The organism is Methylocystis sp. (assembly GCF_051061225.1).
Lineage (GTDB): Bacteria > Pseudomonadota > Alphaproteobacteria > Rhizobiales > Beijerinckiaceae > Methylocystis.
This window is the reverse complement of sequence record NZ_JBPFEB010000068.1, coordinates 14,579-41,331: the sequence shown is the minus strand read 5'-3', so window position 1 is coordinate 41,331 and position 26,753 is coordinate 14,579. Positions and strand designations below refer to the sequence as shown.

31 protein-coding genes and 1 tRNA gene are annotated in these 26,753 nt (G+C 66.3%); 19 read left to right on the top strand and 13 right to left on the bottom strand.

Going from position 1 to position 26,753, the window contains the following annotated elements; translation table 11 throughout:
* Window positions 1-4: 4 nt before the first annotated feature.
* Genes ACR652_RS12760 through ACR652_RS12745 form a run of 4 tightly spaced genes read left to right on the top strand, consistent with a single transcriptional unit; the run spans window position 5 to window position 4,798 of the window.
* Window positions 5-928: a PhzF family phenazine biosynthesis protein gene (locus tag ACR652_RS12760; protein WP_434506863.1), complete on the top strand. Its 924-nt coding sequence runs from the start codon at window positions 5-7 to the stop codon at window positions 926-928.
* Window positions 929-931: 3 nt separating this feature from the next.
* A complete protein-coding gene (locus ACR652_RS12755) occupies window positions 932-1,648 on the top strand; it encodes an NUDIX hydrolase (protein WP_434506862.1) in 717 nt (238 codons plus the stop codon).
* A gap of 32 nt (window positions 1,649-1,680) precedes the next feature.
* Window positions 1,681-3,492, top strand: a complete 1,812-nt coding sequence (gene aroB, locus ACR652_RS12750) for a 3-dehydroquinate synthase (RefSeq protein ID WP_434506861.1) — start codon at window positions 1,681-1,683, stop codon at window positions 3,490-3,492.
* A 4-nt stretch (window positions 3,493-3,496) separates the two neighbouring features.
* Window positions 3,497-4,798, top strand: a complete 1,302-nt coding sequence (locus tag ACR652_RS12745; protein ID WP_434506860.1) for an HlyC/CorC family transporter — start codon at window positions 3,497-3,499, stop codon at window positions 4,796-4,798.
* Between the two features lie 11 nt (window positions 4,799-4,809).
* Here the strand turns inward: ACR652_RS12745 and ACR652_RS12740 are convergent, their stop codons facing one another.
* From ACR652_RS12740 to ACR652_RS12730, 3 genes are all read right to left on the bottom strand, one after another.
* Window positions 4,810-6,159: an HWE histidine kinase domain-containing protein gene (locus ACR652_RS12740; RefSeq protein WP_434506859.1), complete on the bottom strand. Its 1,350-nt coding sequence runs from the start codon at window positions 6,157-6,159 to the stop codon at window positions 4,810-4,812.
* 183 nt (window positions 6,160-6,342) lie between these two features.
* Window positions 6,343-6,897, bottom strand: coding sequence for a sigma-70 family RNA polymerase sigma factor (locus ACR652_RS12735; protein WP_434506858.1), 555 nt, complete (start codon window positions 6,895-6,897; stop codon window positions 6,343-6,345).
* On the bottom strand, window positions 6,894-7,142 hold the full coding sequence (locus ACR652_RS12730) for a NepR family anti-sigma factor (protein ID WP_434506857.1): 249 nt from the start codon (window positions 7,140-7,142) through the stop codon (window positions 6,894-6,896). Before ACR652_RS12730 ends, ACR652_RS12735 begins: the two co-directional genes overlap by 4 nt.
* Before the next feature lie 184 nt (window positions 7,143-7,326).
* Between ACR652_RS12730 and ACR652_RS12725 the strand changes: the two genes are divergently transcribed.
* The 4 genes from ACR652_RS12725 (at window position 7,327) to ACR652_RS12710 (ending at window position 11,451) form a co-directional block, all read left to right on the top strand.
* Window positions 7,327-8,121, top strand: a complete 795-nt coding sequence (locus ACR652_RS12725) for a response regulator (protein ID WP_434506856.1) — start codon at window positions 7,327-7,329, stop codon at window positions 8,119-8,121.
* Between the two features lie 102 nt (window positions 8,122-8,223).
* Entirely contained in the window at window positions 8,224-8,760 is a 537-nt protein-coding gene (locus ACR652_RS12720) for a Dps family protein (RefSeq protein ID WP_434506855.1), read from the top strand.
* Window positions 8,761-8,859: 99 nt separating this feature from the next.
* Window positions 8,860-9,645, top strand: a complete 786-nt coding sequence (locus tag ACR652_RS12715) for a hypothetical protein (RefSeq protein WP_434506854.1) — start codon at window positions 8,860-8,862, stop codon at window positions 9,643-9,645.
* Window positions 9,646-9,720: 75 nt separating this feature from the next.
* Window positions 9,721-11,451, top strand: a complete 1,731-nt coding sequence (locus tag ACR652_RS12710) for an adenylate/guanylate cyclase domain-containing protein (protein ID WP_434506853.1) — start codon at window positions 9,721-9,723, stop codon at window positions 11,449-11,451.
* Window positions 11,452-11,493: 42 nt separating this feature from the next.
* On the opposite strand, the gene ACR652_RS12705 is transcribed toward ACR652_RS12710, so the two are convergent.
* Together ACR652_RS12705 and ACR652_RS12700 are read right to left on the bottom strand one after the other, a co-directional pair.
* Window positions 11,494-11,706 carry a hypothetical protein gene (locus tag ACR652_RS12705; protein WP_434506852.1) on the bottom strand — a complete coding sequence of 71 codons (213 nt, stop codon included), beginning with the start codon at window positions 11,704-11,706 and terminating at the stop codon, window positions 11,494-11,496.
* 141 nt (window positions 11,707-11,847) lie between these two features.
* The gene (locus tag ACR652_RS12700; protein WP_434506851.1) at window positions 11,848-12,003 is read right to left on the bottom strand and encodes a DUF3309 family protein; all 156 of its coding nucleotides are present in this window, start codon (window positions 12,001-12,003) and stop codon (window positions 11,848-11,850) included.
* A 73-nt stretch (window positions 12,004-12,076) separates the two neighbouring features.
* Here ACR652_RS12700 and ACR652_RS12695 point away from each other — a divergent pair, with 73 nt between their 5' ends.
* Window positions 12,077-12,247, top strand: a complete 171-nt coding sequence (locus tag ACR652_RS12695) for a hypothetical protein (protein ID WP_434506850.1) — start codon at window positions 12,077-12,079, stop codon at window positions 12,245-12,247.
* Between the two features lies 1 nt (window position 12,248).
* On the opposite strand, the gene ACR652_RS12690 is transcribed toward ACR652_RS12695, so the two are convergent.
* Complete coding sequence (locus tag ACR652_RS12690; RefSeq protein ID WP_434506849.1) at window positions 12,249-12,455, bottom strand: hypothetical protein; 207 nt, start codon at window positions 12,453-12,455, stop codon at window positions 12,249-12,251.
* 2 nt (window positions 12,456-12,457) lie between these two features.
* On the opposite strand from ACR652_RS12690, the gene ACR652_RS12685 reads away from it, so the two are divergent.
* The 4 genes from ACR652_RS12685 to ACR652_RS12670 all read left to right on the top strand — a co-directional run bounded on the left by ACR652_RS12685 (window position 12,458) and on the right by ACR652_RS12670 (window position 15,032).
* Window positions 12,458-13,099: a hypothetical protein gene (locus ACR652_RS12685; protein ID WP_434506848.1), complete on the top strand. Its 642-nt coding sequence runs from the start codon at window positions 12,458-12,460 to the stop codon at window positions 13,097-13,099.
* 129 nt (window positions 13,100-13,228) lie between these two features.
* Window positions 13,229-13,360 (top strand): hypothetical protein, encoded by a 132-nt coding sequence (locus ACR652_RS12680; RefSeq protein WP_434506847.1) that lies wholly within the window; start codon window positions 13,229-13,231, stop codon window positions 13,358-13,360.
* Window positions 13,361-13,468: 108 nt separating this feature from the next.
* Entirely contained in the window at window positions 13,469-14,164 is a 696-nt protein-coding gene (locus ACR652_RS12675; RefSeq protein WP_434506846.1) for a hypothetical protein, read from the top strand.
* A 106-nt stretch (window positions 14,165-14,270) separates the two neighbouring features.
* Window positions 14,271-15,032, top strand: a complete 762-nt coding sequence (locus tag ACR652_RS12670; protein WP_434506845.1) for a GYF domain-containing protein — start codon at window positions 14,271-14,273, stop codon at window positions 15,030-15,032.
* Between the two features lie 24 nt (window positions 15,033-15,056).
* On the opposite strand, the gene ACR652_RS12665 is transcribed toward ACR652_RS12670, so the two are convergent.
* Entirely contained in the window at window positions 15,057-15,602 is a 546-nt protein-coding gene (locus ACR652_RS12665; RefSeq protein ID WP_434506844.1) for an ester cyclase, read from the bottom strand.
* Between the two features lie 93 nt (window positions 15,603-15,695).
* Between ACR652_RS12665 and ACR652_RS12660 the strand changes: the two genes are divergently transcribed.
* Complete coding sequence (locus ACR652_RS12660) at window positions 15,696-16,832, top strand: glycerol dehydrogenase (protein WP_434506843.1); 1,137 nt, start codon at window positions 15,696-15,698, stop codon at window positions 16,830-16,832.
* Window positions 16,833-16,930: 98 nt separating this feature from the next.
* On the opposite strand, the gene ACR652_RS12655 is transcribed toward ACR652_RS12660, so the two are convergent.
* Together ACR652_RS12655 and ACR652_RS12650 are read right to left on the bottom strand one after the other, a co-directional pair.
* Window positions 16,931-18,310, bottom strand: coding sequence for a cytochrome P450 (locus ACR652_RS12655; protein ID WP_434506842.1), 1,380 nt, complete (start codon window positions 18,308-18,310; stop codon window positions 16,931-16,933).
* A gap of 128 nt (window positions 18,311-18,438) precedes the next feature.
* A complete protein-coding gene (locus ACR652_RS12650) occupies window positions 18,439-18,864 on the bottom strand; it encodes a hypothetical protein (protein WP_434506841.1) in 426 nt (141 codons plus the stop codon).
* A gap of 282 nt (window positions 18,865-19,146) precedes the next feature.
* On the opposite strand from ACR652_RS12650, the gene ACR652_RS12645 reads away from it, so the two are divergent.
* The 3 genes from ACR652_RS12645 to ACR652_RS12635 all read left to right on the top strand — a co-directional run bounded on the left by ACR652_RS12645 (window position 19,147) and on the right by ACR652_RS12635 (window position 21,864).
* A complete protein-coding gene (locus ACR652_RS12645) occupies window positions 19,147-19,326 on the top strand; it encodes a hypothetical protein (RefSeq protein WP_434506840.1) in 180 nt (59 codons plus the stop codon).
* A gap of 136 nt (window positions 19,327-19,462) precedes the next feature.
* Complete coding sequence (locus ACR652_RS12640) at window positions 19,463-20,017, top strand: L,D-transpeptidase (RefSeq protein WP_434506839.1); 555 nt, start codon at window positions 19,463-19,465, stop codon at window positions 20,015-20,017.
* 980 nt (window positions 20,018-20,997) lie between these two features.
* Entirely contained in the window at window positions 20,998-21,864 is an 867-nt protein-coding gene (locus tag ACR652_RS12635) for a hypothetical protein (RefSeq protein WP_434506838.1), read from the top strand.
* Window positions 21,865-22,810: 946 nt separating this feature from the next.
* Here ACR652_RS12635 and ACR652_RS12630 read toward each other — a convergent pair.
* A tRNA-Phe gene (locus ACR652_RS12630) sits at window positions 22,811-22,886 on the bottom strand.
* A 129-nt stretch (window positions 22,887-23,015) separates the two neighbouring features.
* Between ACR652_RS12630 and ACR652_RS12625 the strand changes: the two genes are divergently transcribed.
* Window positions 23,016-23,369 (top strand): RidA family protein, encoded by a 354-nt coding sequence (locus ACR652_RS12625; protein WP_434506837.1) that lies wholly within the window; start codon window positions 23,016-23,018, stop codon window positions 23,367-23,369.
* Here the strand turns inward: ACR652_RS12625 and ACR652_RS12620 are convergent.
* Complete coding sequence (locus tag ACR652_RS12620) at window positions 23,353-24,135, bottom strand: HesA/MoeB/ThiF family protein (protein ID WP_434506836.1); 783 nt, start codon at window positions 24,133-24,135, stop codon at window positions 23,353-23,355. The two genes, ACR652_RS12625 and ACR652_RS12620, sit on opposite strands and share 17 nt — an antisense overlap.
* A gap of 88 nt (window positions 24,136-24,223) precedes the next feature.
* On the opposite strand from ACR652_RS12620, the gene ACR652_RS12615 reads away from it, so the two are divergent.
* Window positions 24,224-24,673, top strand: coding sequence for a hypothetical protein (locus tag ACR652_RS12615; protein WP_434506835.1), 450 nt, complete (start codon window positions 24,224-24,226; stop codon window positions 24,671-24,673).
* On the opposite strand, the gene ACR652_RS12610 is transcribed toward ACR652_RS12615, so the two are convergent.
* On the bottom strand, window positions 24,623-25,711 hold the full coding sequence (locus ACR652_RS12610; protein WP_434506834.1) for a glycosyltransferase family 4 protein: 1,089 nt from the start codon (window positions 25,709-25,711) through the stop codon (window positions 24,623-24,625). The genes ACR652_RS12615 and ACR652_RS12610 overlap by 51 nt on opposite strands.
* Before the next feature lie 2 nt (window positions 25,712-25,713).
* Window positions 25,714-26,568 (bottom strand): UDP-2,3-diacylglucosamine diphosphatase, encoded by an 855-nt coding sequence (locus ACR652_RS12605; RefSeq protein WP_434506833.1) that lies wholly within the window; start codon window positions 26,566-26,568, stop codon window positions 25,714-25,716.
* Window positions 26,569-26,753: the final 185 nt, after the last annotated feature.

Sequence of the window (26,753 nt, the reverse complement as noted above, 5' to 3'; positions counted from 1 at the left end):
GGCCGTGAGCCGCAGCCTTGCCTATCACCTGCTGGATGTCTTCACCGACCGGCGCTTCAGCGGCAATCCGCTCGCCGTGGTCGAGGACGCCGACGGCGTCGACGCGTCGACGCTTCAGGCCGTGGCCCGCGAGTTCAATCTCAGCGAGACTGTTTTTCTGCTCGCGCCGCGCGACCCCGTGATGACGGCCCGCATCCGCATTTTCACGCCCACGCAAGAGCTGCCCTTCGCCGGCCATCCGACGATTGGCGCGGCCGCGCTTCTCGCCGAGACCCGCGGTCTCGACGCTCTGACGCGAAACGGCCTGGTCGTCGCGCTGGAGAGCGACGTCGGCGCCTTGCGCTGCGACGCCCTGCGCGGACGCAGCGGCGTGACCTACGCCGAGCTTCGGTTCCCCGGGACGCCGCGACCGCTGGGTCCCACGCCCTCGCGAGAGGCGCTCGCGGCGGCCTTGACGCTTGCGCCGGCGGATATTGGCTTCGAGGCCGATTGCGGCGCCCATGTCCCCAGCGTTTACGCGGCGGGGCCAGCCTTCGTGTTCGTTCCCGTCGCCTCGCGCGCCGCTCTCGATCGGGCGCGCCCGGTCGCGGGAGCGTTCGGCGCCGTCCTCGGCGCGCTCCCGGGAGCCTATCTCTATACGCCGGAGACGATCGATCCCGCCGCCGCCATCCATGCCCGCATGTTTGCGCATGGCCTCGGATTCGAGGAAGATCCCGCCACGGGCGCGGCGGCCGTGGCCTTCGCCGCCGTGGCGCAGGCGTTCGAGAGACCCGAGGAGGGCGAACATGAGCTCTTCATCGAGCAGGGGCACGCCATGGGCCGGCCGTCGCGGATCACCCTGCGCCTGTGGATCGCCGAGGGCGCTCTGGCCGGCGTCGCGATCGGCGGACAGGCCGTGCGCGTCGGCGAGGGAAGGCTGAGGATCTAGACCATGGAACCCCGTTTCGACCGGGTCGACCGGCTCGATTGCCGTCTCGTCGCGCACCGCTGGGACTTCGCCGAGGCCGAGGCGGCGCGGATCGACCGCCACTGGGCGGAGCGCCTCGCCCGCACGCCGGAGATGTACGACGGGCCGGTGCTGCTCGCCCGCCGCGCCGCGATCGAGACCGACGGCGGCCTGCGCGTGCTGCGGCTCGAAGCCTTCGAAACGCGCTTCTCGCGCTTTCTGGCCTGGCGCGACTTCGGCTGGCCGGATCAAAGCGTCTTCAATTGCTTCGCCATGCCCGCCGTGCGCTCCAGCGACGGCGCCTGGCTCGTCGGCGAGATGGGGTCGCAGCATTCCGCCGCCGGCCAGCGTTTTTTCCCGGGCGGCACGCCGGACCCCGACGACGTTCTTGACGACGGCGTCGTCGACCTCGCCGGCAGTCTCGCGCGCGAACTCGGCGAGGAGACCGGACTGGCCGCCGCCGAGGGCGCCGCCGCCGCCGACTGGACGGTCATTTTCGACCGCCAGCGCGTCGCCTGCATCAAGCGCATCGACTGGCCGGAGCCGGCCGAGGCGATTCGCGCGAGGGTGCGACGCCATCTGGAGGCCGAGGCGGCCCCGGAGCTCAGCGACGTGCACATGATGGCGGCCGGCCGCCACGAGGACCCGCGCCTGCCCGCCTTCATGACCGCCTTTCTCGCCCGCGTCGTCGAGACGGGCTGAATTTCTGGCGCGCCCGGTATAGATTGCCGGCCATGATACGACCGCAAACCCTTGGCGCGACGCCGGCGCCTCCGCCCGGCGCCGTGGACGAACGCGCCGCCGCGATCCGCGCGGCGCTCGCCGGCCGCGCCCTCGTCTTCGTCGGCATGATGGGCTCGGGAAAGAGCGCCATCGGCCAGCGCCTCGCGGCCCGCCTGGGCCTCCCCTTCGTCGACGCCGACGCCGAGATCGTCGCGGCCGCCGCGGGCATGACCATCCCCGAGATTTTCGCCAAATATGGCGAGCGTTATTTCCGCGACGGCGAGCGCCGGGTGATCATGCGTCTGCTGAACGGCGGCGAGATGGTGCTCGCCACGGGCGGCGGCGCCTTCATGGACCCGCGCACGCGCGAACGCGTCAGCGAGCGCGGCGTCTCGATCTGGCTCGACGCCGATCTCAAGACATTGATGAAGCGCGTGCGGCGCAAGAACGACCGGCCGCTGCTGCATACGGACGACCCCGAGGAAACGTTGCGCCGCCTGCTCGAGGCGCGCCGGCCGCTGTATGAGCTGGCCGACATTCGCGTCGAATCCCGTGACGAACCGCAGGACGTCATGGTGGAGGAAACGCTCGCCGCGCTGGTCGCGCAACTGCCGCGCATCGACGCCGCACGAAAGGCGCAAAAGAAGGACTTCGCCAAGGCCATGACCCATCTGCATCTGGAGCGCGTTCAAACCGATCAGGGCGCGGCGCATCGGGAGACGATCCACGTCGCGCTCGGCGGACGCTCCTATGACATCCTCATTGGCGCGGGTCTCGTCGAGGAGGCGGGCGCCCATATCGGCCGCATCGCGCCGGGCGCCGCCTGCGCCATCGTCACCGACGAGAATGTCGCCCGGCTTCATCTCGCCACGCTGGAAAAGAGCCTGACGGACGCAGGGATTCGCTACACGACGATCGTCGTCTCGCCCGGCGAGGGCTCGAAATCGCTGGCGACCTTCGGGCGCGTCTGCGACGAGGTTCTCGCCGCCCGGATCGAGCGGCGCGATCTCATTGTCGCCTTCGGGGGCGGGGTCGTGGGGGATCTCGCCGGTTATGTCGCCGCCAGCGTGCGACGCGGCTCGCGCTTCGTGCAGATCCCGACGACGCTGCTGTCCCAGGTCGACAGCTCCGTCGGCGGCAAGACCGGGATCAATTCCGCATATGGCAAGAATCTCATCGGCGCCTTTCATCAGCCGTCGCTCGTGCTCGCGGACGTCGACGTGTTGCGCACGCTGTCGTTGCGCGAGTTCCGCGCCGGCTACGCCGAGGTCGTGAAATATGGGCTGATCGGCGACAGGCGGTTCTTCGAGTGGCTGGAGGCGGACGCCGAGGCTGTGTTTCACAGCCGGGCCGAACAGATTTGCGCGGTCGCCGTGAGCTGCGAAACCAAGGCGACCATCGTCGCGCGCGACGAGACCGAACAGGGCGATCGCGCGCTGCTCAATCTCGGACACACCTTCGGACACGCATTCGAGCTTCTGACAAGTTACGACAGCGACCGGCTGGTGCATGGGGAGGGCGTCGCCATCGGCATGGCCTGCGCCGCGCGCTTTTCGGCGCGGCTCGGTCTGTGTTCGGCGCAGGACGCCGAGCGCGTCGCGAAACATCTCGCCAGCGTCGGCCTGCCCACGGAAATCCACCAGATCCCCGGATTCGACGCTGACGCCCAGGCGATCCTCACCGCCATGTATCAGGACAAGAAGGTCGAGGGCGGGGCGCTCACCTTCATCCTGATGCGCGGCGTCGGCGAAGCCTTCATCGCGAAATCCGTCGAGCCGGTCGAGGTTCTGGCCTTCCTCAACGACGAACGCGGGCGGGCGTAACGACATGCATGGGCTTGGGGGCGCCGGCGGCGCGCAATTCGAATGGGCGGATGTGCTCATCGTCTTTCTCTGCGTGCTGCTGTCGGCCTTCTTCTCGGGGTCCGAGACGGCGCTGACCGCCGCGTCCCATGCGCGCATGCATACGCTCGAAAAGGAAGGCGACCGCCGCGCCGGCGCGGTGAACCGGCTGTTGCGGCAGCGCAATCGCATGATCGCGGCGCTGCTGCTCGGCAGCACGCTCGTGAATATCGGCGGCTCCGCCTTCACGACCAGCGTGTTGACCACCGTCGCCGGAGAGAATGGCGCGGTCTACGCCACCATCCTGATGACCGTCCTGCTCCTCGTCTTCGCCGAGGTGCTGCCCAAGACGCTCGCCATCAATTACCCCGACGCCATGTCGCTGCGCGTCGTGCGCTTCATCACGCCCTTCGTGCTGGTGTTCGGCCCTCTGCTGGCGGCGGTGGAATGGATCGTGCGCTCGGTGCTCGGCCTCGTGGGCGTCGAGCTGGGCCATGGACGCACCATGCTCTCGCCCTATGAGGAGCTGAAGGGCGCGGTCGACATTCTGCATGAGGAAGGCAATGTCGAGCGCGCCGCGCGCGACATGTTCGGCGGCGTGCTCGACCTCCAGGTGATGCATGTCGCGGATGTGATGATCCATCGCACCAAGATGCGCACCATCGACGCCGATCTGCCGCCGCAGCAGATCGTGCGCGAGGTTCTCTCCTCGCCCTTCACGCGCATGCCGCTGTGGCGCGCGCGGCCCGACAATTTCGTCGGCGTGCTGCATTCCAAGGATCTGTTGCGCGCGCTGGACGCCGCCGGGGGCGACGCCGCCAAGATCAGCATCGACGACGTGATGCTGCCGCCCTGGTTCGTGCCCGAGGCGACGACGCTCGAGGATCAGCTCGAAGCCTTTCTCAAGCGCAAGACGCATTTCGCGCTGGTCGTCGACGAATATGGCGAGGTGATGGGTCTCGTCACGCTCGAGGATATTCTGGAGGAGATCGTCGGCGACATTCGCGACGAACACGACCTCGCGGTGCAGGGCGTGCGGCCGCAGCCCGACGGCTCGGTCCTCGTCGACGGCGCGGTGCCGGTGCGCGACCTCAACCGCGTCATGGCCTGGAGCCTGCCGGACGAGGAGGCGACGACCATCGCGGGCCTCGTTATTCACGAGGCCGGCGCCATCCCGGAAGCGGGGCAGGTGTTCACCTATCACGGCTTCCGCTTCGAGGTGATGCGCAAGATCCGCAACCGCGTCACAGCGCTGCGCGTCACGCCGCAGGATGTCGCGGCGGGGTGAGCGGCGCGTCTTTAGATTTCCGCCGTCAGCGTCGCGCGCACGCCGTCGGGGTCGTAGACAATGTCGATGTCGCCGCCGAACTGGCGGGTCAGCACGCTTTTCATGAGATATTGCCCGACCCCGGTGCGGCTTGGCGTCTGGACCGGCGGACCGCCATGCTCCTTCCAGTCGATCTGAAGGCGGCGTCCCTCGCTGTCCGCCACGCGCCAATCGACGGCGACGCGTCCGTCCTCGGTCGAGAGCGCGCCATGGCGTTCGGCGTTCGACAGCAGCTCATGCAGCGCCATGCCGAGCGCCAACGCCACTTCCGAGCGCAGCTCCACGTCCTCGCCCGAGATGACGATGCGGTCGCGCAGGGCGACGCTGTCGGTCGCGAGCGCTGTGGCGACGAGCTCGTTCATGGGCGTCTCGGTCCATGATTTCTTCACGAGCAGGGTCGAGAGGCGGCTGAGGCACTGAATGCGGTCGGAGAAGCTGCTTCTGAAGCCCGCGAAATCCGTCGCCGTGCGCGCGGTGATGTTGGCGATGCCCTGAATCATCGCCAGCGAGTTATTCACGCGATGATGCAGCTCCATGTTCATCATGCGCCGGTGCTCCTCGGCGGTCTTGAGTTCGTCGATGTCGGTCACGGCGATGATGGCGGCGATGATGTCGCCTCTTTCATTGCGAATGGGCGAACCAACGATGCTGATCCAGCCCCAGACGCCGTCCGCGCGCTGATAGCGGCACTCCAGCGTCGGCCGCTCCTCGCCGGCGAGCGCCCGGGCGAGCGGATATTCCTGCGGGGCGACCGGCTCGCCGCTTTCGTGCACGGCGGTCCAGTGACTGTAGTTTTCGAGGTTTTCCGAATAGATGATCGGCCCGCGCAAGATGCTTTCGAGCGCCTTGTTGCCTTCGAGAACGCGGCCGCTCGGCGCTTCCGCGACCAGCACGCCGACCGGCAGCGCGTCGATGATGGCGCGCAACTGATTGTTGAAGCCATTCGAGCCGCCGGCCGCGCCGCTGCTGCGGATGAGCTCTTCGTTGAGGCGCGTGAGCAGGGCGCGCTTGCGCCGCAGACGCTGGCCGAACTCTTCCAGAGTATGGGCGATGTCGTCGATGTCGGCGACCCCGGTCGCCGTCCAGTCCGGGGGCTCGCCGGCCTTCAGCCGATGCGCGAGTTCGGCGAGCTTGTGGGCGGCCGCCGCGTTCTGGCGTCGCGCCGCGTCCAGACGGAAGAGGGATAGGACCGTCGCGCCCAGCGCCATGGCCAGCGAGATCGCCGCGACGTCCGCAAACCCCGCAGCGGGCTCCGGCGTCGCGGCCGCCGCGCAGGCCACGCCGAACGACAGGACCATGATGCCTGAAACCAGAAATTCCAAGGTCCGCCTCGGTCCCGCCACCAGCCGACTCCGCGCATGGGTCCGCCTGGCCACGCGCGCGCCGCCCGGCCAATCGACCTCCGCATCCTGTTTGGGCAGAGCGCCCCTGTCTCGCTGAACCAGCGAGGCCTTCACAGAGTTCCCGCGCGTTGCGGCGCGAAAGAAAAAGATTTTGAACCGGGTTTAGAGCGCCTTGGTGCTCTTGCGGGCGGCGAGGCCGGTGATGGTCGGATCGTAGTCGATCTCATGGGCGCCGCTCAGGCCAAGATGTTCGGCGAGCTTGGCGCGGGCGCGGTTGAGGCGGCTTTTCACGGTGCCGACCGCGATGTTGCAGACCTGCGCGGCTTCTTCATAAGAGAGTTCGGTGATGCCGATCATGAGCAGGATTTCGCGATGCTCGGGCGCGAGCTTGTTCAAAGCCTTCTGCACATCCTGCATGGTGACGTTGGACTCCTGTCCGCCCTTCACCGGGATCTGTTCGGCCAGAACATTGTCGCTGTCCTGCACCTCGCGCGAGCGCTTGCGATACTGGGAGAAATAGGTGTTGCGCAGGATGGTGACCAGCCAGGCGCGGAAATTGGTGCCGGGCTCGAAGCTGTCAGCGTGCGACCAGGCCTTCACCAGCGTGTCTTGGACGAGGTCGTCCGCCACGCTATATGAGCCCGAGAGGGAGATCGCGAAGGCGCGCAAATAGGGAATCTGCGCCACCATCTGCTCTCCGAAGGAAGCGTCAGTCATTTCTTCTCGCGCTGTTTGGCTTCGAGCTGGGCGAGCAGCACGACGAATTTGTCCGGTATCGGCTGTTGAACAAGGTCGTCGCAGAATGATCGCAGCACACGCCCCAACTGTTCCTGGATATGCGGCTCCAGAAACACCCCATCGGCGCCGTCGATCGCGTCGGCGTGGCCGTCGTCCGGCCGCATGTCGCCATTGTCCCGCGGCGGCGGCGCCTTTTCCTGTTCGTGCTCGTTTCCCTGCGTCATATACAACCTCGAGAACGCTCGCCCGTCCGGGAGATGTCCTATCAGAGCGCCCTCGCTCCAGTCGCCTGAATAGGCAACCCGGGGAAGGCTCAATCGTTCCAGTCGGAAAAATTGGATTTCTAACCCGACGACGCAGTATGCTCAACCGCGTCGGCCGCCTTCCACAAGACCGCAGGGTGTCGTCATGAACATCTCACGCGAGATCGCTCCGCATCTCCCCTATCTCCGCCGCTTCGCGCGCGCCCTGTGCGGCTCGCAAAAGAGCGGCGACGCCTATGTCGTCGCCACGCTCGAGGCGCTGATCGCGGATATAGACGCCTTTCCGCCCAACATGTCGGCGAAGGTTGGGCTTTACCATTTGTTCATGCGAAGCTGGTCGTCGATCACGCTCAATGTCGACGAGCGGCCGGAGGACGACGACGACTCCTCGCCCGCGCAGCGCAACGTCAGCCTGTTGACGCCCCGCTCGCGCCAGGCCTTTCTGCTGCGCACGGTCGAAGGGTTCTCGGTCGAGGACGTGGCCGCGATTCTCTCCGTCTCGCCGCAGGAGGTGGAGTCGCTCATCGCGCAGGCCGGCCGCGAGATCGCGGAGCGGGTGGCGACCGACGTGCTCATCATCGAGGACGAGGCGCTCATCGCCCAGGACATCGAGTTCATCGCCCGTGATCTCGGCCACAATGTCATCGGCATCGCCCGCACCCACAAGGAGGCCGTCGAGCTCGCCAGCGGCCGCCATCCGGGACTCATCCTCGCCGACATCCAGCTCGCGGACGGCAGTTCCGGCCTCAACGCCGTCAACGAACTGTTGCAGAGCTTCGACTGCCCGGTGATCTTCATCACCGCCTTCCCGGAGCGGCTCCTGACCGGCGAACGGCCGGAGCCGGCCTTCCTGATCAGCAAGCCCTACAAGGTGGACACTGTGAAGGCGACGATTTCGCAGGCGCTGTTCTTCGAACGCAAGGCGTCGCGCGTCGCCTGAACTGAGCGGGACGGCGCCAACGCGCCGTCCGGCCGCCGCCATCCGGAACAACCCGGGCGAATGCGCGTTGTCGCGTAACGCTGGAGGCCGAAGGAGGCGAAGATGGCCCTCAATGTTTCCGAAAGCCGCGATACGGAGCGCGCGTCGCTCAACACGCCGAGCGATCTGTCCGACGAAGCGACGGCGCTGGTGGCCGAGCGCATCAATCGTCTCGTGGCCGACGCCTATGTTCTCTACCTCAAGACGAAGAATTTTCACTGGCACGTGAGCGGCCCGAACTTCCGTGACTTCCACGAGATGCTGGACGACCAGAGCCAGCAGATCCTCGAGTCGATCGACCCGCTCGCCGAGCGTGCGCGCAAGCTCGGCCAGCCGACGCTGCATTCGCTGGCCGAAATCCTCAGGCTCGCCGCGCTGCGCGAGAACGAGCAGGAGTTCGTCTCGCCCTACGACATGCTCGTGGAGCTGATGAACGACAATGTCGCCATCGCCAAATCCATGCGCGAGGCGCACGGGATTTGCGACGATTGGGACGACGTCGCCACGGCGAGCCTGATCGAGCAATATCTCGACGAGACGGAGAAACGCACCTGGTTCCTGTTCGAGGCCGCGCGCGCCGCCGACTCCGGAGGGCATTGAGGCTTTTGCCGCACTTGCGAAGAGCGCGCAAAGCCGCATAATTTCCAGCGAGTCGCGCGCCGGCCGGAAGGCCGGCGCGGCGGCGCTGGAAGGGGCGACATGGCCGAACCCGAAAAGCTTCTTGGCGCGGTGACCTCGCATTATACGGCGGCGCGGGGGTTCTTGTCGCGTCTGTCGGCCTTCCTGGCCCGCGTCACCTTCAAGATCCCCAAGGGCGCGACCCCCGGCGAGACCGTCGACGACGTGGCGAGACGATGGGGGCTCGACGAGGACGAGCGGCTCACGCTGCACATTCTGGTGCGCGGCAAGCCCGGCCTCGCGTTTTTCGATGAGAAGATTCAGAGCGTCAACCGCGCCGCCTTCCACCGCTCCGCCTTTGCGCTCAACGCGGCGACGCAGCTTTTCTTCGTGGACATGGCGGCGCAGTTCTATGTGTCGGCGCCTCAGCTCAAGCTTGGGCTGGTCGCGATCAATCTGCTGCTCGCCGTCGTCGCGCATTTCGAGATGCGCGCCCTGGTGCGGGCGCTCATCGCCGGTCCCAACGCCCTGCCGCCCAAGCGGCGCTTCTTCGGCATGTTGCCCAACCCGGACTATAATCGCGCGGTGAAGAAGAGTTCGCGCCACTACGCCCGCAGCGCCTGGAAGGAAAAGTCGCTCTACCGGCCGGCCTATTTTCTGGACGCGGCGTCGATCTTCATTGGCGCCCAGTTCATCCTTGCGCCGGAGCGGATCATCTTTCCCCTCGGCTTCATCATGGCGAAGGTGACGGGGCTGTTCACGACGCTGGTGATGATCTTCGACGTCTGGCGCGGCGTGCGTGCGGGCGAGGACGCGCGCGTCGCCCGCGAGCGGGAAATCGCCGTCTACCGAGACCTCGATCTTTAGGACAGCCGTCAACCTTCCCGGTTTCGCGAAATGGCCAGCCCGGTTTAAGCTCAACAGCAGACCGGGAAGCAAAGCATGTTTTCGAATTCGATCAAACGCAAGATCATGGGCATCGCCCTGGCCCTGATCGTCCTGATGGCCGTCACCTCCGTTCTCTCCCTCGTCATGGTGCGGCAGGTGGGCGAACGCTTCGACGAGCTGGCGGCCAATCATGTCCCCGCCTATGGCAGTCTGGGGCGCGCGCATATCCGCTCGCTCGAACGCGCGCTGGCGCTGCGCCGCATGATCATCGAGGCGCTCAGGCCCGGTTTCGAAGGCGCGAAATACGAGGAGATGAAAAACCGCTTCGTCGCCAAGGGGCGTGAGGTCGAGAGCGAAGTCGCGGCGTCGCGCGCGGCCATGGCCGGCCTGATCGGCGGCGCCAACCGTTTCGAGGACCAGAAGGCGTTCGTGCGACTCGACAGCCGTCTCGAAGCGCTCATGACGGGTCCGCGCCGCTTTTACAATGAAGAAGTCACCCTGTTGCTCGCGGCGCTGGATGCGAAAAACCCCGCCGGCGTCGCGTCGGCTTTGCCGCGCGTGGACCGTTTGCGGGACGAGATCAATGACCAGTTCGAGGCCATTCGCGCCGACATGCTCGCGCTGCTGCGCGCCGACAGCGTGGCGACGATGGAGACGCAGCAGCATGTGATGGCGATCGCCGTGATTCTCACTTTGCTGGCGGCGGCGCTCGGCGTCGTCTTCTCCACGCTCGTGAGCGACGGCGTGACCAGCCCGGTGCGCCGCCTGCTCGAAGGGGCGCGGGCGGTCGAGGCGGGACGGCTCGATCACGAGATCGCGGTGACGACGCAGGACGAGATCGGCCATCTGACGCAAGCCTTCAACCGCATGGTCGAGCAGTTGCGCCTGAAGGAGCGCATCCTCGACACCTTCGGCCATTACGTGGACCCGCGCGTCGTGCAAGGGCTGATCGACAAGCCGTCGCTCGCCGTCGACGGTCAGCGCCGCGTCATGACCATCCTGTTCTGCGACGTGGCGGGATTTACCGGCGCAAGCGAGCGCATGACGCCGCAGGGACTGGTGAAAATCCTCAACAGCTATTTTTCCACCATGTCGGCGCCAATTCGCGAGAATGACGGGATCATCGACAAATATATCGGCGACGCGATCATGGCCTATTGGGGCCCGCCCTTCAACGACGCGGCGGAGCAGACGCGGCTCGCCTGTCTCACGGCGGTCGCCATGCTGGAGCGTCTCGACGATCTGCGCGCGAGCTTTCCGGAGCTGATCGGCGTGCGCGCCGCGCCCATCTCCTTCGACCTGCGCGTCGGAATTGCGACCGGCGAAGCGCTGGTGGGCAGCATCGGCTCCGAGCAGATGATGAATTACACGGTGATCGGCGAAACGGTGAATTTCGCGTCACGACTCGAAGGCGCCTGCAAACATTATGGCGTGCGCGCGCTGATCTCGGAAGCGACGGCGCGCGGCGCGGCGGATGTGGTGGAGACGCGGGAGATCGACATCGTCGCGCTGGCGGGACAGGAACGAACGGAGCGCGTCTTCGAGATCATGGGCCGCAAAGGCGAACTCTCCGGCGCGCGGCGGGCGCTCTGCGAAGCCTTTGGGGAAGGGCTCGCCTTCTACAGGGCGGGGGACTGGACCGCGGCGCGCTCGGCCTTTTCCACCGCCCTCGCGGCGGCGCCCGACGACGGGCCGACGCGCGTCTTCCTGCGCCGTCTCGATGAATTGGAGGCGGCCCCGGCCCGCGAGGGCTGGGACGGGACCTGGCGTTATTTCGAAAAATAGGCGGATCCGCCTGCTCTTTGGACGCGCGCCGCCCTCGCGCGGTCAGACGCCGTCGAAGCGGGCGAAACGGGCGCGGCGCTCCAGATCGATGGGGCGTCCCGCGCCGCGTCGCACGGCCCAGCCGGCGCGCCGCTCCAGCCCATAGGCGGAAACCACAAAGGGCTTCGTTTCCCGAAGGTTGCGAGCGGCGCCCGCATCCAGCTGCGGATTGCGGGGCGTCGCGAGGGCCTTCTCCGTCCTGCGGTCGTTGATCATCGCTCCTCCCGGTCGCCGTGGCTACTCGCTGACGCCCTTGCGTATTTTGTGCCAGACGCGGCGCATTGTCCGGGCTTGGCGGCGGCTCGGGAAAGGACCACAGGCGTCAGGGATGGTGGCGCCAGCCGGATTGGGACGCCCTCAGAGTCGGCCGAGCAAGGCGAGGACGAGCACGATCGCCAGAATGGCGCCGACGGCGCCGCCGGGCCCATAGCCCCATTCGGTGCTGTAGGGCCATGTCGGCAGCGAGCCGATCAGGAGCAGGATGAGCAAAACGATCAGGACGGTGGAGAGCATGGTCGTGGGCCTTTTTCGCGGGTGCGGCAAAGTGGTGGATTGAATATCGCGTCGCGGCGCCCGAGTCTGCGGCATGATCCGCCCCCAGATCGCCAACGCCGTTCTCGTGTCGATCCTGTTCGCGTCGCTCGCGGGCGGGGCGACGCTCCTGGCTGTGGGCGGGCCGGCGCTGCGCCACGTGGCCGCCGCTGTTCAAAGCTGCGACCTGCGCGCGCGAATCATCTGGCAGGCGCGCAGCGAGTAGCTCAGCAGGTCCAGATCCACGCCGCTCTCTCGTCATCCCACGTCCAGCAGACGCCCGGCGTCGGGTGGCCGTGGAGCCAGCTCCAGTCGCGGTGCTGATAACGCCAGTGCCCGCCATAGCGCTGGATGTCTCCGAGATCGCCCTGATCGGCCATCGACGGTCCCGCGAGCAGCGGGAGGACGAGAATCGCGATTGCAAGCTTGCGCATGATTGCCTCCTTTCGAGGCCAGCGGCGTCGGGGGCGCGTTGCGCTGCGGGTCGGTGTGGACGCCCGCGCTCGTCGCCGGCCTTTCCGCGGCTGATATGGCGTTCTATCTGGAGGAGGCGTGGGGCGGAGCAAGTCCGATGACCAGCAAGCCTGATTTTACGCCTGTCGAATGGCGCAAGGTGATCCAGTCTCCCCTGCTCGCGGGCTACGCCGTGAGCGCCGCCGATCCGAGCGGATTCATCGGCCTGTTGCAGGAAGGATTCGCCGCGGCGCGCGCCGTCGCCGAGGCCCGCAAGCAGGCCGGCGACGAGCTGATCAGGAGCGTTTCCGAAGCCCTCTGCGCCTCCGGCGGGCGCGCCGACGCGCGCGAGGGCGTGCGCAGCATCATCCAGGGCGCCGGCCTCGACGAGATCAAGCAACGCGCTCTCGACGGGCTGAGAGAGACCGCCGCCATTCTCGACGCCAGGGCCAAGGAGCATGCGGGCCCCTTCAAGGCGTGGCTGCTCGAACTCGCGCGCAAGGTCGCCGACGCGGGTCTCGAAGACACGTTTCTCGGCTTCGGCGGCATTCGCATGAGCGAGAAGGAAAAGGCGACGCTGCACGAAATCGCCGACGCGCTCGGGGCGCCAGCGCCCACGGTCTGAAGGCGCGCCGCTTCGCTTGCCCGCGTTTCTGCGCGCCGCAAATAGCTGTCCCATCCGCGCGGGTGCGCTCGCGCACATCGCACCGCCGGCCGACTCGTTAACAAAGGGTTAACGGGAAGGAGAGAGCAGATGAAAGCCGTCGTCGCCACAGGTCTCTTCGGAGCAGTCGCCATCGCCGTGCTCACGGAAATCATGAGCGTCGTCATGACGCTGAGCGCCATGCATCACGTCGCTTCCTATAATTCGTGGATGACGATGTAACTTCTGCGGATAAGCCCGCATCCGCCCGCCGCGCCGATACAAACTGCCGGAGTTCGGCGCTAGAGTCCCGCTGACGCGGCGGCAAGGCCCGCGACGGAGGCAGGACGGATGACTCGGGCGGTCTTTCACGGCGTCGCCTTTTCAATGGCGGCGCTGACAGCGGCGGCGGGCGCGCGGGCGGAGCCTCATCCCTGGCCGCCGACGTTCCTGTCCCGCGTCGAGATTCTCGCGCTGATCCAGACGCTCAACGCCTCGCTGCTGGCCAGCCGCAGCGCCACGGCCACGCTCGAGAAGTGGTGCGCCGATCACAAAATGGCGGCGGAGCCGAAGATCGTCGCGCGGCGGGTCCAAGGCCCCGAGCAGGCCCCGAGCGCGGAAACCCGCAAGCGTCTGGGCGTCGAGCCCGGCGAGGCGGTGCGATACCGGCGGGTGGCGCTGACCTGCGGCGGGCGCGTCCTGTCGGAAGCCGACAACTGGTATGTGCCGGGGCGTCTGACGGAGGAGATGAATCGCGCGCTGGACACGACCGACACGCCCTTCGGAAAGGCGGTCGCGCCGCTCCAGCCGTTCCGCCGGACCATCGAGATGACCATGCGCTGGTCGCCGCTGCCGGAGGGCTGGGAGCTGTCGCTTGCGCAGCCGCCGGGCGCATCCGGCGCGCTCGCGGTCCCCCACGAAATCTTCGAGCACAAGGCCATTCTCTATGACGCCGGCCAGAAGCCCTTTTCCGAAGTGCATGAACGTTACACGAGCGACATTCTTGATTTCCCGCCGCCGGCCGCGGGCTCTGGGGGCGCGGATTAGGGCGGCCGCCGCGCTGTGAGCCGGACCGTCCCCGGCCAGGGCTATACGAGAAACCGATTTGCGCGTATTTGCGTTACATAGGCGTTGCAACCGGTAGGGCTTTCAGATGGACGAATGGTATTACGCCGAAGACGGCGAGAGCGTCGGGCCGGTTGCGGCCGATGTCGTGGCGCGGGTGGTCGCCCGCGCGGGGGATCAGGCGCAGCTCGTCTGGTCGCCGGGAATGCCCGATTGGGTCGACGGCCGGACATTGTCGCAGTTTGCGCCCATCGGGACGCCCGCGGAGCCGTTCGCGCTGCGTTTCGGGCCGGCCGAGAGCGTCGTCGTCAACGAGAAATCAGCGCCCGCTCCCGCACGCAAGTCGCTGTTGCAGCGCGCCCGTCACGAGCTGATCGCCTATGCGGCCATCTCCGCCTATCTGATGGTCTGGTTCTCGGCGGTGCTGTTCTACAAGTCGACCGTGCTGAAAGGCGTCGGCGTGGATCTGGCGCCGTTCGGCGTCGCCGCCGTGATCAAATCGCTGATCCTGGCGAAGTTCATCATCGTCCTGGAAACCGTGCGGCTCGGCGAGAGACACGGCCGCAACGCCCTCCTCATCGTGCAGATCGTGACCCGCGCGCTTCTTTTCACGGTGGCGTTGATCGTGATGTCGGTGATCGAGGAAGTCGTCGTGGGATATTTCCACGGTCACCATCCGAAGGAGGCGCTGGCCGGACTCGCCGGCGGATCGCTGTCGCAGGTGTTCGCCATGGCGATCCTGATGTTTCTGGTGCTGGTTCCCTATCTCGCCTTCCGGCGCATCGCGCTGGAGATCGGCGAACTGCCTGAACTCCTGTTCACGCGCCGGGGCATCGACAAGGCGGCGTAGGCCGCCGCCTTCCGGACCTCGCGGTCAGATCGGCTTGTTCGCGCTCGTCGGCCAATTCGTCATGAGGTCGTTGCTGGGCAGACTGTTGTCGGTGAGCTTGCGCGCCTGGGCGACGCCGGTCACCGGCAGATCGCCCGGCTCAAGCAGGCCGATCTGCACCAGCACCGAGGCCTGATCCCAGTAGATGTGCTCATGCGCGAGCTTGCCGTCGCGAAACTGCGCGATGGCGACGAGCGGAATTTCGACCTTGCGCCCCGTCGGCGCTACGCCCGGCAACATCCAGTCGATCTCATGCGTGTGCGTGAAGCTGAACAGCATTTCATCGACCACACTGTCCTTGCCGACGGTGCGGCTGACAGTGGCGAGTGTCGTGTCCGGCGGATTGGCGCCGATGAAATGATATTTGTAAAATCGCTTCAACTGATCATGCCCGACGCCGCCGGTCATGGTGGGAATATGATTCACATAGGGAGACGCCACCATCGTCGCCATTGTGGCGTCGACGTCGCGCGTCTCGAATTCATAGCGGCAATGTTCGTCCCATAGGGCGGCGAGATCGGTGTCTGACATGAGCGGTCCCAGGTTACGTCAGGAACAACCATATGATGGGACAGCGCAACCGCCAAGCTCGCAAATGACTTTCTCCTCCACCCTGAAGCCTGCATGTCGCACATCCGCGAGAGGACCACGATGCTCAATGTTTTCTGCGCTCCCGCGCGTTATGTTCAGGGCCGCGACGCGACGCGCGCGCTTGCCGCGGAGTTGAAACGGCTCGGCCTGTCCGGCAAGGCGCTCGTCATCTCCAGCCGCACGCCGCGCGCGCTCCTGAGCGACATCTGGCGCGAAACCTTCCCCGCCGCCGGATTCAGCCTGGAGATGTTCGATTTCGGCGGAGAATGCTCGCTTGCCGAGATCGCGCGCGGCAAGGCGGCGGCGCAGCGGCTGTCGGCTGACGTCGTCATCGGCGTCGGCGGCGGCAAGGCGCTGGACATGGCGCGCGCCGTGGCGAGCGAACTCGATCTTCCCGTCGCCTGCTGCCCGACGACGGCGTCGAGCGACGCCCCCTGCAGCGCGCTGTCCGTCATTTACACGCAGGAGGGGGTGTTTGAAAAAATTCAGTTCTACAAGCGCAACCCCGATCTGGTGCTCGTCGACAGCACGGTGATCGCGCATGCGCCCGTCCGGCTTCTGGTCGCCGGCATGGGCGATGCGCTCGCCACCTGTTTCGAGGCGGAAGCGGCCATTGGCGCGCATCGTCAGAATGTCGTCGGCGGAGCGGCGACGCTCGCCGCCGCGGCCATCGCGAAATTATGTTACCACACGCTGCTCGAAGATGGCGTCGCGGCGATCGCGGCGACGCGGGCGAAAGCGGTGACGCCGGCGCTCGAACGCATCATCGAAGCCAATACGCTGCTCTCTGGCCTCGGCTTCGAATCGGCGGGCCTCGCGGTCGCGCATTCCGTGCACAATGGATTGACGGCGGCGTCCGAGACGCACGCGTTCCTGCACGGCGAGAAAGTCGCCTTCGGCACGCTCACGCAGCTCGTTCTCGAAGGGCGCCCGCGCGCGCTCATCGATGAGGTGATGGGCTTTTGCGCCGCCGTCGGCCTGCCGCTCACGCTCGCCGAGCTTGGTCTCGCAAGTCTGACTCCGCAAATGGCGCGCGCCATCGCGGAACGCGCGGTCGCGCCCGGCGAGAGCGCGCATAACGAGCCCTTCGTGGTCACCGCCGAGACGGTCATGGACGCGATATTCGCCGCCGATGCGCTGGGCGCGGCCTTTCGCGCGCGCGCCGGTTAGAGCGCTTTCCGCCGAAGTGGAAACCGGTTCGGCGAAAGAAAGCGCGACAAAACAACAAACCAGAGCCCCGGTCTGATTCAATCAGACCGGGAAATGCTCTAGAGCGGCTCCAGCGACACGCGCAGGCCGTCGCGCGGCTGCGGGATCGGCCAGAATTTCCAGCCCGGCCGGTAATCTGGCGGGACGACCAGACGCGTCGTCGAGAGCAGGTGATAAGCGAAACATTTCGCCTGCATATAGGCGAAATGCAGGCCGAGACACATATGCGCGCCGCCGCCGAACGGCGTGAACGCATATTTGTGCCGGTCGCGCGAAGCTTCCGGCGTGAAGCGGAGCGGGTCGAATGTCTCGGGCTGCGGCCAGTGCTCCGGCATGTGGTGCGTATAGAGCGGACTGACGGCGACGCAGGCGCCGGCGGGAATGCAATGTCCGCCGAACTCCACGTCGCGCAGCGCGCAGCGCAAGACCGACGGCGCCGGCGGAATGAGGCGCAGGCATTCATTGAACGCCATTTCGACAAGCGGCAGATCGCGCAGGCGCTCGTAAGGAAGCGGCTCTCCCCTGGCGAGACCCAGCCCGAGAATTTCGTCGCGCAGCCGCTCCTGCCATTGTGTGTTCACGGCGAGGAAATAGACGAAGGAGGTGAGCGACGACGCCAGCGTGTCGTGCGCCGCCATCATCAGGAAATTCATGTGATCGGCGACTTCCTGCGCCGAGAGCAGCGCGCCGTCCTCCATCGTCGCCTTGCACAATTCGGTGAAGAGATCGGTTCCCGCACTCGCGCGGCGCCGTCCGATCTCCTTTTGAAAATACGCGACCATGGCGGCGCGCGCCTTCACGCCGCGATACATCTGCGTGCCGGGGATCGGACGCCGCACAACGCTGACCGTCGCGGCGACCATCTCGATATAGGCCTGCTTGATGCGATCCAGATCGGGGCCGATCTCGGCGCCGAGGAAGGACGTCGCCGCGAGATCGAGCGTCATCGCCTTGATCGTCGGGTAAAAGCGCAAGCCTCTCGTCGCGCGCAGCTTCACGACGTTCCCGGCGACGCCTGCGTTGAGGCTGGCGAGATAGGCTTTCATCGGTCCGGCCTTGAAGGCGACCGACAGCGCCTTGCGATGCAGGCGATGTTCGTCGAAGTCGAGCAGCATCAGGCCGCCGGGGAAAAGACGCTCCAGAATGATCCCCCAGCCGAGCGCCGACGAGAACACTTTCGCTTCGTCCAGAAACACGAATTCATTCGCCTCCGGCCCCAACAGCGTGACCGTGTGGGCGCCGAGCGTATAGGCGCGATAAACGCGGCCGTACTGGCGGGCCGAACGTTCCGTCACGCCTTTCGGATCGGCGAGAATCTCGAGTGTATTGCCCACGATCGGCCAGCCATTCGAGCCGGGAATCTTTGCCATCGCGCCGCGCTCCGGCGCGGGAATTCGGGGCGCGGACACGCCGCTGCGGCTGCTGGCGAGAAAGGACATCCGGCAATCTCTTTGGAACAATGTTTCTGTTATGGCCTGGACGGTTTTCGTCCGATATCAAGAATAGGCCACGGGCGGCGGCTCAGCAACGCCGCGTGCGCAGGCTGCTTCATCAAACCTCGCCTTGATCAGACGAGATCGGCCGGCGGGCGGATGTTGTTTGCGGGATTGGTGTCGTGCCGGGAGAGCCGCGTCACCAGGCCCTTTCCCACCAGCGGCGCGAGATCGGCCTCGAGCGCGTCGGCGGCGGCCTTGTCGTAGACGATTTCTCCCGAAAGCTGAATGGCGAAGGCCTTGAGATGCTTCGCGCGCTTCTCCGGGTCCTCGATGGTCATCCTTGTCCATTTGTAGAGCGGAAAGGACTCCACGCCCGTCTTCTCCGCTTCGGCCACATAGTCTTCGAAGGCCTGCAACTGATTGCTCAGCGTCGCGCGATGCTTTGTGAGAATGTCGTTGAGCGGCGCCAGGCGCTCGCTGTCGGGATGCTCGCGCGCGATCTCGGCGTCGTCCGAGTCGAGATAAAGTCGAAGCTGGTGTTTCCAGGCGTCGCTCATGGCTGCTTGTCCCGAACCGGTCCGCGAAGAGGCGCGTCTTCGACAAGATAGAGCGCCTTGCCTGCGAGAGGAAGTTGGCCGCCCGGTCGGGCGACGCCGGCTCTTCGCAAGCGCGAAGTAAATGACGGCAATGCAACAAATATAGTGCTGTAATTAAGCAACATGGCCAAAAAATAGACTTGGATGCATATCTGATCTCTTGATTTGGGACAGGGACGGAACGACCCTTATCGTCAAGTTGGATGCGTCTTCTCCCTGAGGGAAGGCTGCAGGAGATGGACGATGAGAAAGTCTCAGCATAACCGGGACCCGATCAAGGAATTCATCATGAGCCTCGCGCCGCGGCTCGACGCGGCCGGCGCGGCCAAGGCCGGCCTGCCGGCGCGGACGCGCCCGGGTTTCTCGGAGAAGACCCGGTCCCGCCACACGCGGCGCGCCGAGCCGGTTTTCGGGTCGCCCTGACGCCGCGCGGCTGCGATCTTCCCCGTCGCGGCTGACAGGAACGCGCGAAGCGCCGGCGCGTGCGAGCGCGCACAGGCGGATGGCGCATTTTCGGATCATTTATCCTCAACGAACGAACGGTTTCGTGGAGGAGACAATGATCGGTTCAGGCAGGATCGCCGCGACGGCTCTCTCGATGGCTCTTGGCGCGCTTGTCACCGCGGCGCCTGCGGCGGCGCATGTTTCAGCCGCGCAGCGCGTCGCCGTCGGCCGCGGGGTCATCGACTTCGCATCGGACGCGCAGCCCGGCACGATCGTCATTAGCGCCAGCCAGCGCCGTCTCTTCTATGTCGTCGGCGAGGGCAGGGCGATCAGCTATCCGGTCGCCGTGCCGAAGCACGGGAAGGAATGGTCGGGCGTGAAGTCCATTCAGGCGAAGTATGAAAATCCCGACTGGACTCCGCCGGCCGACGTCAGGGCGGACCACCCCGACCTGCCGGATGTGATTCCGGGCGGCTCTCCGCGCAACCCGATGGGGTCGCGCGCCATGCTGCTCGACGGAGATCAGGTCGCGATCCACGGCACGACCGCCCGAATGCGCGCCTCGATCGGCAGCGCCGCCTCTTATGGATGCATTCGCATGCTGAACGAGGACGTCGCCGATCTCTATGAGCGCGTGGGCGTCGGGACCACCGTGATCATGCAGCCCTAGGAGCGCCGCGCCGCCCTTGGCTGGCGCTGCCGGCGAGCAGATGGAGACGCCGCGTTTTGGCTGAGATCCCCGATCCGCGAATTGTCACGACCTTGGGTCTGTAACAACGTGCAACAGACATCAAGCGATCTGTCGCAACAGTGCGAGGGAAGAGTGATCTGCGGATCAATCCGGGAAGCGGGTGGAGCGATCGGCAAGACGACCCCACCCGCGAGCACAGAAACTTCTCAGGGAATCCGATGCGGAACAACATGTAACGTATCGGCGCGCCACGATCAAGCGGCTCTGACCGGGGGGAGCCAACGATCAATGTTGACATACTCTACTGATAATGTAATCTATTGATCGGAACGGCGGCGCCGGTTGGGCTTCTTCCTCTGCGCCCGCAGGCGCTCCCCTCGCCGCTCCCTCCACGGTCCGTTCGTGCGTCAGCTTGGACGGCCTCAAAGACCCGCCTCCCGGCGCAGGAGGTGGGTCTTTGTTTTTCCGGCGACCTGCGTCCGAATGGGCCGAGAGCAAGGCCTTCGATCGGTCGATCGATCTCGCCGCCGCGCCCGCCATGCGGCCGCGAAGTCGTTACAATTTTTCCTTGTCGTTCCGCCGGCCGGGGTGCGGCGCAAAGACAGCGTTGCGATTCGGGGGCAACGAGCTGGGTCAGCTCCCTTCGCGGGGCGCTTGAAGCCAGACTCCACGACCTCACAGCGACTCCGTGGTCGCGCTTGGCTGCAATCGGCGCCCGCCGCGCGATGAGCGAGACAAGCCTATGAAAACATTCCGCTGTGAAACGAAAGAAGCCGGGCGGGGGCCGCGCTAAGTGTAACAATAGTCGTGACAAATCTGCCACATGTTTTACCGAATATCGTTATCGAAACCTTTTGTAGCTAGACCCGGCGTCGGGCGGTCGTTCTAATTGAAGCAGATGGTCGGCGCAAATGGCCATCGCTCGCTCCAGCGAAATAAGGTCTCTAAGGGATCCTGTCATGAAAAAGCTCTCTCTTGTTGCGATTGTCACCGTCCTCGCTTCCCCGGCCTTCGCCGGCGACGTCGGCGTCCAGATTGGCCCGAGCGTTTCGTCCGCCAACGGCGTGAACGTCGGCAGCGTCACCAACATCGGCGTGAACAACCTCGGCGCGGTCGTGCAGAACGCCGGCTTCGTTAACGGCGGCGTCGTCCACCTCGACCACGAAGCCATCAATCAGGAGCATGCGCGCGTCGACATCGATCCGGGCGCCTTCACCATCGGCAGCCTCGTGGGCTCCGGCAACGGCGGCAATGGCGGCGACGTTCACGTGATCGCCGTGAACGCGGCCGTGGCTCTGTCCCGCAATGACGTCGACCAGCGCGGCCTCGCCGTCGCCGCCGCCATTCCGGTGGCGCTTGCCGGTCAGGGCGTCGCCGCCCAGGACGCGGACGTCAACCTGATCCCGGTCAACGTCGGCGTGGGCGTCGGCCGCAACGAGGCCGAGGCTGGCGCGAAGGTCGGCGCGGTGCAGGCGAACCTCGCCTCGCAGAAGTCCTTCACCGGCGCGGGCGCCGTTCAGGACGGCGTCGGCAACCGCATCGACGCCAATGGCGGCAATGGCGCGGCGTTCATCGTCACGATCGGCTCGAACAACACCCGCATCGACAACACCTCGGTCTCCAAGATCGAGATCGGCTCGACCGTCAATGTCGCCGACAAGGGCGGCGTTGCGGGCGGCACGCTGGTCAAGGATTCGCACAATTCGCTCTCCTTCACCAACGTCGACGTGACCAAGATCAACGACTCCTTCAACGGCAACGCCGTTGCGTTCGACGAGTCGGGCGCCCTGGCCGTCACGGCCAACGGCAACAAGCTCGGTCACTGATCCGAACGCGGGGCGCTGTTTCGCTGCATCGGCGTAACGGCGCTCCCTTTTAGAAACATGCGGCGACGCCCGGCAAGAATGGTCTTCTCCGACCAGCTCGCGGGCGTCGCCGTCATTTTGGCTCCCTCCATTATCGTCCCTACCTTTTTGGTCATTTCAGCAGAGTCCTTGCGACCTGTTTTGCGTCCGCGTGGGCTCGCGCATACAGAGCGCGCACGTCGCCCTGTGACGCCGCGACAGGACGGCATCGCGCTCATCCTCCGCTCGACAACCCAACTGCGCTGTCACAGTCGCAGGTGAGGGAGTGCTCGCATCAGCGTCCCGCACGGCGCTCGCGCAGCGCGCCTCAAAGCCAGATCGTCTGCGCTGGGGCGGCCGCGCAGACGGGAGCCTGCGCCAAACACAGGGAGAGCGGGTCTCGCCGCGGTCCACGTCTCATGCCGCCAGCGAGCGACATGCTCCCTGCGTTCGACGAGCGGAAAAGTTGGACGAGCGGAAAAATGGAGGCGATCGCCACCTTCGCCACCTCCGCGACGTGGAGAGGCATCCCGCGCTTGTTGAGAATGGGGGCATTGGTTCGTCGCCGCCTCATCGGAACGCGCGCGCCAGCGCGGTCAGGCGCGGTTTCCGACTGTTCTGACGCTCGGCGCCGTCACTTCCGCGCGAGAGGAGCGCCCGGCTGACAACCGGCTCGAACGACGATCCTTCGCACGCAAATTCCCGCCGGGAGACGAATTGCCGCTTCCCGACGCGCGCGGCCCGCAAGCAGCGGCGTTCGGACGGCTCTTCTCCCAGCGCCGCGCTCGACGACCAAGGCAAGCGTGTGTTTTCGCTCTCTCGTGGCGCGGATTTTCAGTCGTCCGGAAGCGCCGTTTTCCGGCAGCCTGGAAAACGTCAGCGACCAGATCGCAGGAGCGTTCGCGATGGATGGATTTGGCTGGCTTTATGGTGCCCAGGGGCGGAATCGAACCACCGACACTGCGATTTTCAGTCGCATGCTCTACCAACTGAGCTACCTGGGCCCGCGCGCAGCGCGTGGAGGGGCTTATAGAAAGGCCTCGGCCTCTTGTCCAGCCGTCTCGTCATATTTTTCGCGCCCTTGTCGCGAGGGGCCGCTTCGCCTAAACCCTCCTCCGGAAAACGGAGGCGAAATGAGCGATATCAGGCGAATTGGCGCGGGTCCGCGCATGAGCAAGGCCGTCGTGCGCGGCAACGCCGTCTATACGGCCGGCCAGGTCGCCGAGACGACCAAGGGCGGCTCGGTCGCCGACCAGACGCGCGAAATTCTCGGCCTCATCGACGAGCTGCTGGCGGAGGCCGGCACGGAGAAGGCCAAGATTCTCTCGGCCACGATCTATCTTTCCGACATCGCGACCTTCGCCGAGATGAACAGCGTCTGGGACGTGTGGGTCGACAAGGCCAATCCCCCCGCCCGCGCCACGGTCGAGGCGAAACTCGTCACGCCGGACTACAAGGTCGAAATCGCGGTCATCGCCGCGAAGTAGCGCCATTGAGCGGATTGTCGGGGTCCCAGGCGTAGCGGAGCGTCTCGAAGCGCATCGTCAGCGTGTCGACGAGCAGCAGACGGCCGACGAGGCCCTCGCCGAACCCGACAATCTCGCGGATCACTTCCAGCGCCATCATCGCGCCGGCGATCCCCGTCAGCGCTCCCAGAACGCCCGCCTCCTCGCAGCTCGGCACGGTTCCGGGCGGCGGGGGCTCGGGGAAGAGGCAGCGGTAGGTGGGATTCGGCTGTCCGTCGGGACCGGTCTCGAACGGCCGCAGCGTCGTCAGCGAGGCGTCGAAACCGCCAACCGCCGCGGTCACGAGCGGCTTGCCGGCATGAAAGCAGGCGTCGGAGACCAGATAACGCGTCGCGAAATTGTCCGAGCCGTCCGCCACGACGTGATAGCCCGCGACGAGTTCGGCCGCGTTCTCCGCCGTCAACCGCAGCGCATGCGGCTCCACCTGCACATGGGGATTGAGTCGGCCGATGGCGTCGCCGGCGCTCTCGACCTTGAGCCGTCCAACGTCCCCGCTCCCGTGAATCACCTGACGCTGGAGGTTCGACAGCGACACGGCGTCGTTATCCACAATGCCGAGCGCGCCGACGCCGGCGGCCGCCAGATAGTGCAGGAGCGGCGCGCCGAGCCCGCCGGCTCCGATCACAAGCACGCGCGCCGCCTTGAGTTTTTGCTGTCCCGGTCCGCCGATCTCGCGCAGCACGAGATGGCGGGCGTAGCGTTCGATCTCCTCGGGCGAGAGGCTCATGGCGTCTCCACTGCGCATGCGGCGCTTGCTTTGGCCGTAAGCTTGACCATTCTGTCGTCGTTGACCGATCAGAAGGCGGCTTGTTCAGATGACCATAGCGGCTGCGCCGTCCGGCCTCCAGCCGGACGAATTCGACCGCATCGAAGCGGCGCTGACGGAGACGGCGCGCGGACGCCAGTTTCTCGCCGAATGCGCGCGGCGCACGCTCTGCGCCGAGCGCGCCCGCATTCTGGCGGACATCGAGCGCCTGTCCGGTAGCCGCGTCCCCGCGCGTCCCTCGATCGCGGAGGAGGCCGCCGCCGTCGCGGCGCGTCTCCTCGATCTGTCCTGGGCGTTGCGCGAGCGCGGGCGCGGGGCGGAGGGTCTCTGCGAGCGAATCGAGGGGCTGGCGCGCGCGCTCGAATGGGCGCCCGTCGATCCGGCGGAGGCGGGCGTGTCGCCCGACGAGGAGCCTCTCCCGCCGGACGATCCGCGCCTCGCGGCGCTGTCATGGCTGGATGATCTGCCCCTTGCCGATCGACTCGCGATTTTCGCCTGACGCGCGCAGCGCCGCGACGCCGACGCCGCCGAGCGACGCCGCGCCGCGCGCATAAGCGATGTTGTCGAGAAACTGACGCGCGCAATTCTCCCAGGTGAAGGTCAGGGCGTGGGCGCGCGCCGCCTCACGCGGGATGTCTAGCGCCATCAGCGCGGCCGCGCGCAGATCCTCGCTCAAGGCCCCGGCGCCGCTCGATCCGATGACGTCGAGCGGCCCGGTCACCGGATAGGCCGCCACGGGCAGACCGCAGGCGAGGGCCTCCAGCAGGACAACGCCGAAGGTGTCGGTGCGGCTGGGAAAGACGAACACGTCCGAGGCGGCGTAAATCGCGGCGAGTTGCGCCGGCGTCTTGTAGCCCAGAAAGCGCGCTTGCGGAAAACGCGCCTCCAGCGCCGCGCGCGCGGGGCCGTCGCCCGCGACCAGCTTGGTTCCGGGAAGATCGAGGGCGAGAAAGGCCTCGATGTTCTTCTCGACGGCGAGCCGTCCGGCGTAAAGGAAGATCGGCCGGGGAAAATCGAGGTCGATTCTGGCGGCCGGCGAGAAAACGTCGTGGTCGACGCCGCGCGACCAGCGCAGCAGGCGGCGGAAGCCGCGGGCGTCAAGCTCGCGGGCGAGGCTGGGCGTCGCCACCATCACCCCGGCGCCGGCATTGTGGAAGCGGCGCAGCGCGGCGTAGGACCAATCCACCGGCAGCCCTGTGCGCGCGTGGATATATTCGGGAAAGCGCGTGTGAAAGCTCGTGGTGAAGGCGCGGCCGGCGCGCAGGCAGACCGCGCGCGCAGCGAGGCCGATGGGGCCTTCCGTGGCGATGTGCACATGGTCGTAGCCCTGCGCCAGCCGGCGGCGCACGGCGCGCGGGGTGGCGAGCGCGAGCGAGATTTCCCGATAGGTGGGCATCGGGAAACAGCAGAAGTCCTTGGGCGTGAGGAAATCAATGTCCGCGCCGAGCGGACGCGCGGCCTGCGCCACCGACTCGAGCGAGCGCACGACGCCATTGACCTGCGGACGCCATGCGTCCGTCGCGACGAGAATGCGCATGTTCAGGCGGCCGCGGCTCTCGGCGCGGGCAGCGCCTTCACCTCGGCGCCCATGGCCTCGCGCTCGGCCGCGGTGGTGCGCCAGTGCAGAACTTCAAAAGCGCCGTCCTCATGCTCGACGACCGCCGTGCAGCTTTCGACGAAATCGCCGGTGTTGACGTACAGCACGCCGTCGATGGTGCGGATCGTGGCGTGGTGGATGTGGCCGCAGACGACGCCGTCGACGCCGCGCCGCTGCGCCTCGGCGGCGAGAGTCGTCTCGAAATCGCCGATGAAGTTCACCGCGTTCTTGACCTTGTATTTGGCCCAGGCCGACAGCGACCAATAGCCCACGCCGAACAGGCGGCGCACCCGATTGACCAGGGTGTTGGCGGCGATGGCGACGTCATAGGCCCAGTCGCCGAGATGGGCGAGCCAGCGCGCGTTGCGCACCACAATGTCGAACTGGTCGCCGTGGATGACCAGCATTTTCCTGCCGTCGGCGGTCTCATGCACCGCGTGTTCGACGACTTCGATGCCGCCGAAGGTCAGGTCCGTATAGTCGCGGGCGAATTCGTCGTGGTTGCCGGGCACGTAGATCACGCGCGCGCCCTTGCGGGCCTTGCGCAGAAGCTTCTGCACGACGTCATTGTGCGCCTGCGGCCAGTGCCAGCCCTTGCGCAGCTTCCAGCCATCGACGATGTCGCCGACGAGATAGATCGTGTCCGCGTCATTGTGCCGGAGGAAATCAAGGAGGAGATGCGCCTGCGCCGCCTTGGCCCCGAGATGAAGATCGGACAGGAACAGCGTGCGGTAGCGTCGCGGCTCCGGCTCCGGAGCCAGGGGGCTGTGGAAATTGGCAAGCTTCTCTTCGGCCATGACCCTCATCGCCTCTCGCCCTGTGCGTCTCTCTGTGTCCGGCCTGTTTCACCAGACGCAGGTCACAGACGCATGACAGCGACGGGCGCCCATTCTGGACGTTCGATATTTCGAACGAAATCGGATAGTGTTCCGCCCGAATCTTTCGAAACGACAGGGAAGGGCGCCGGTTCGGGCGCGGGCTG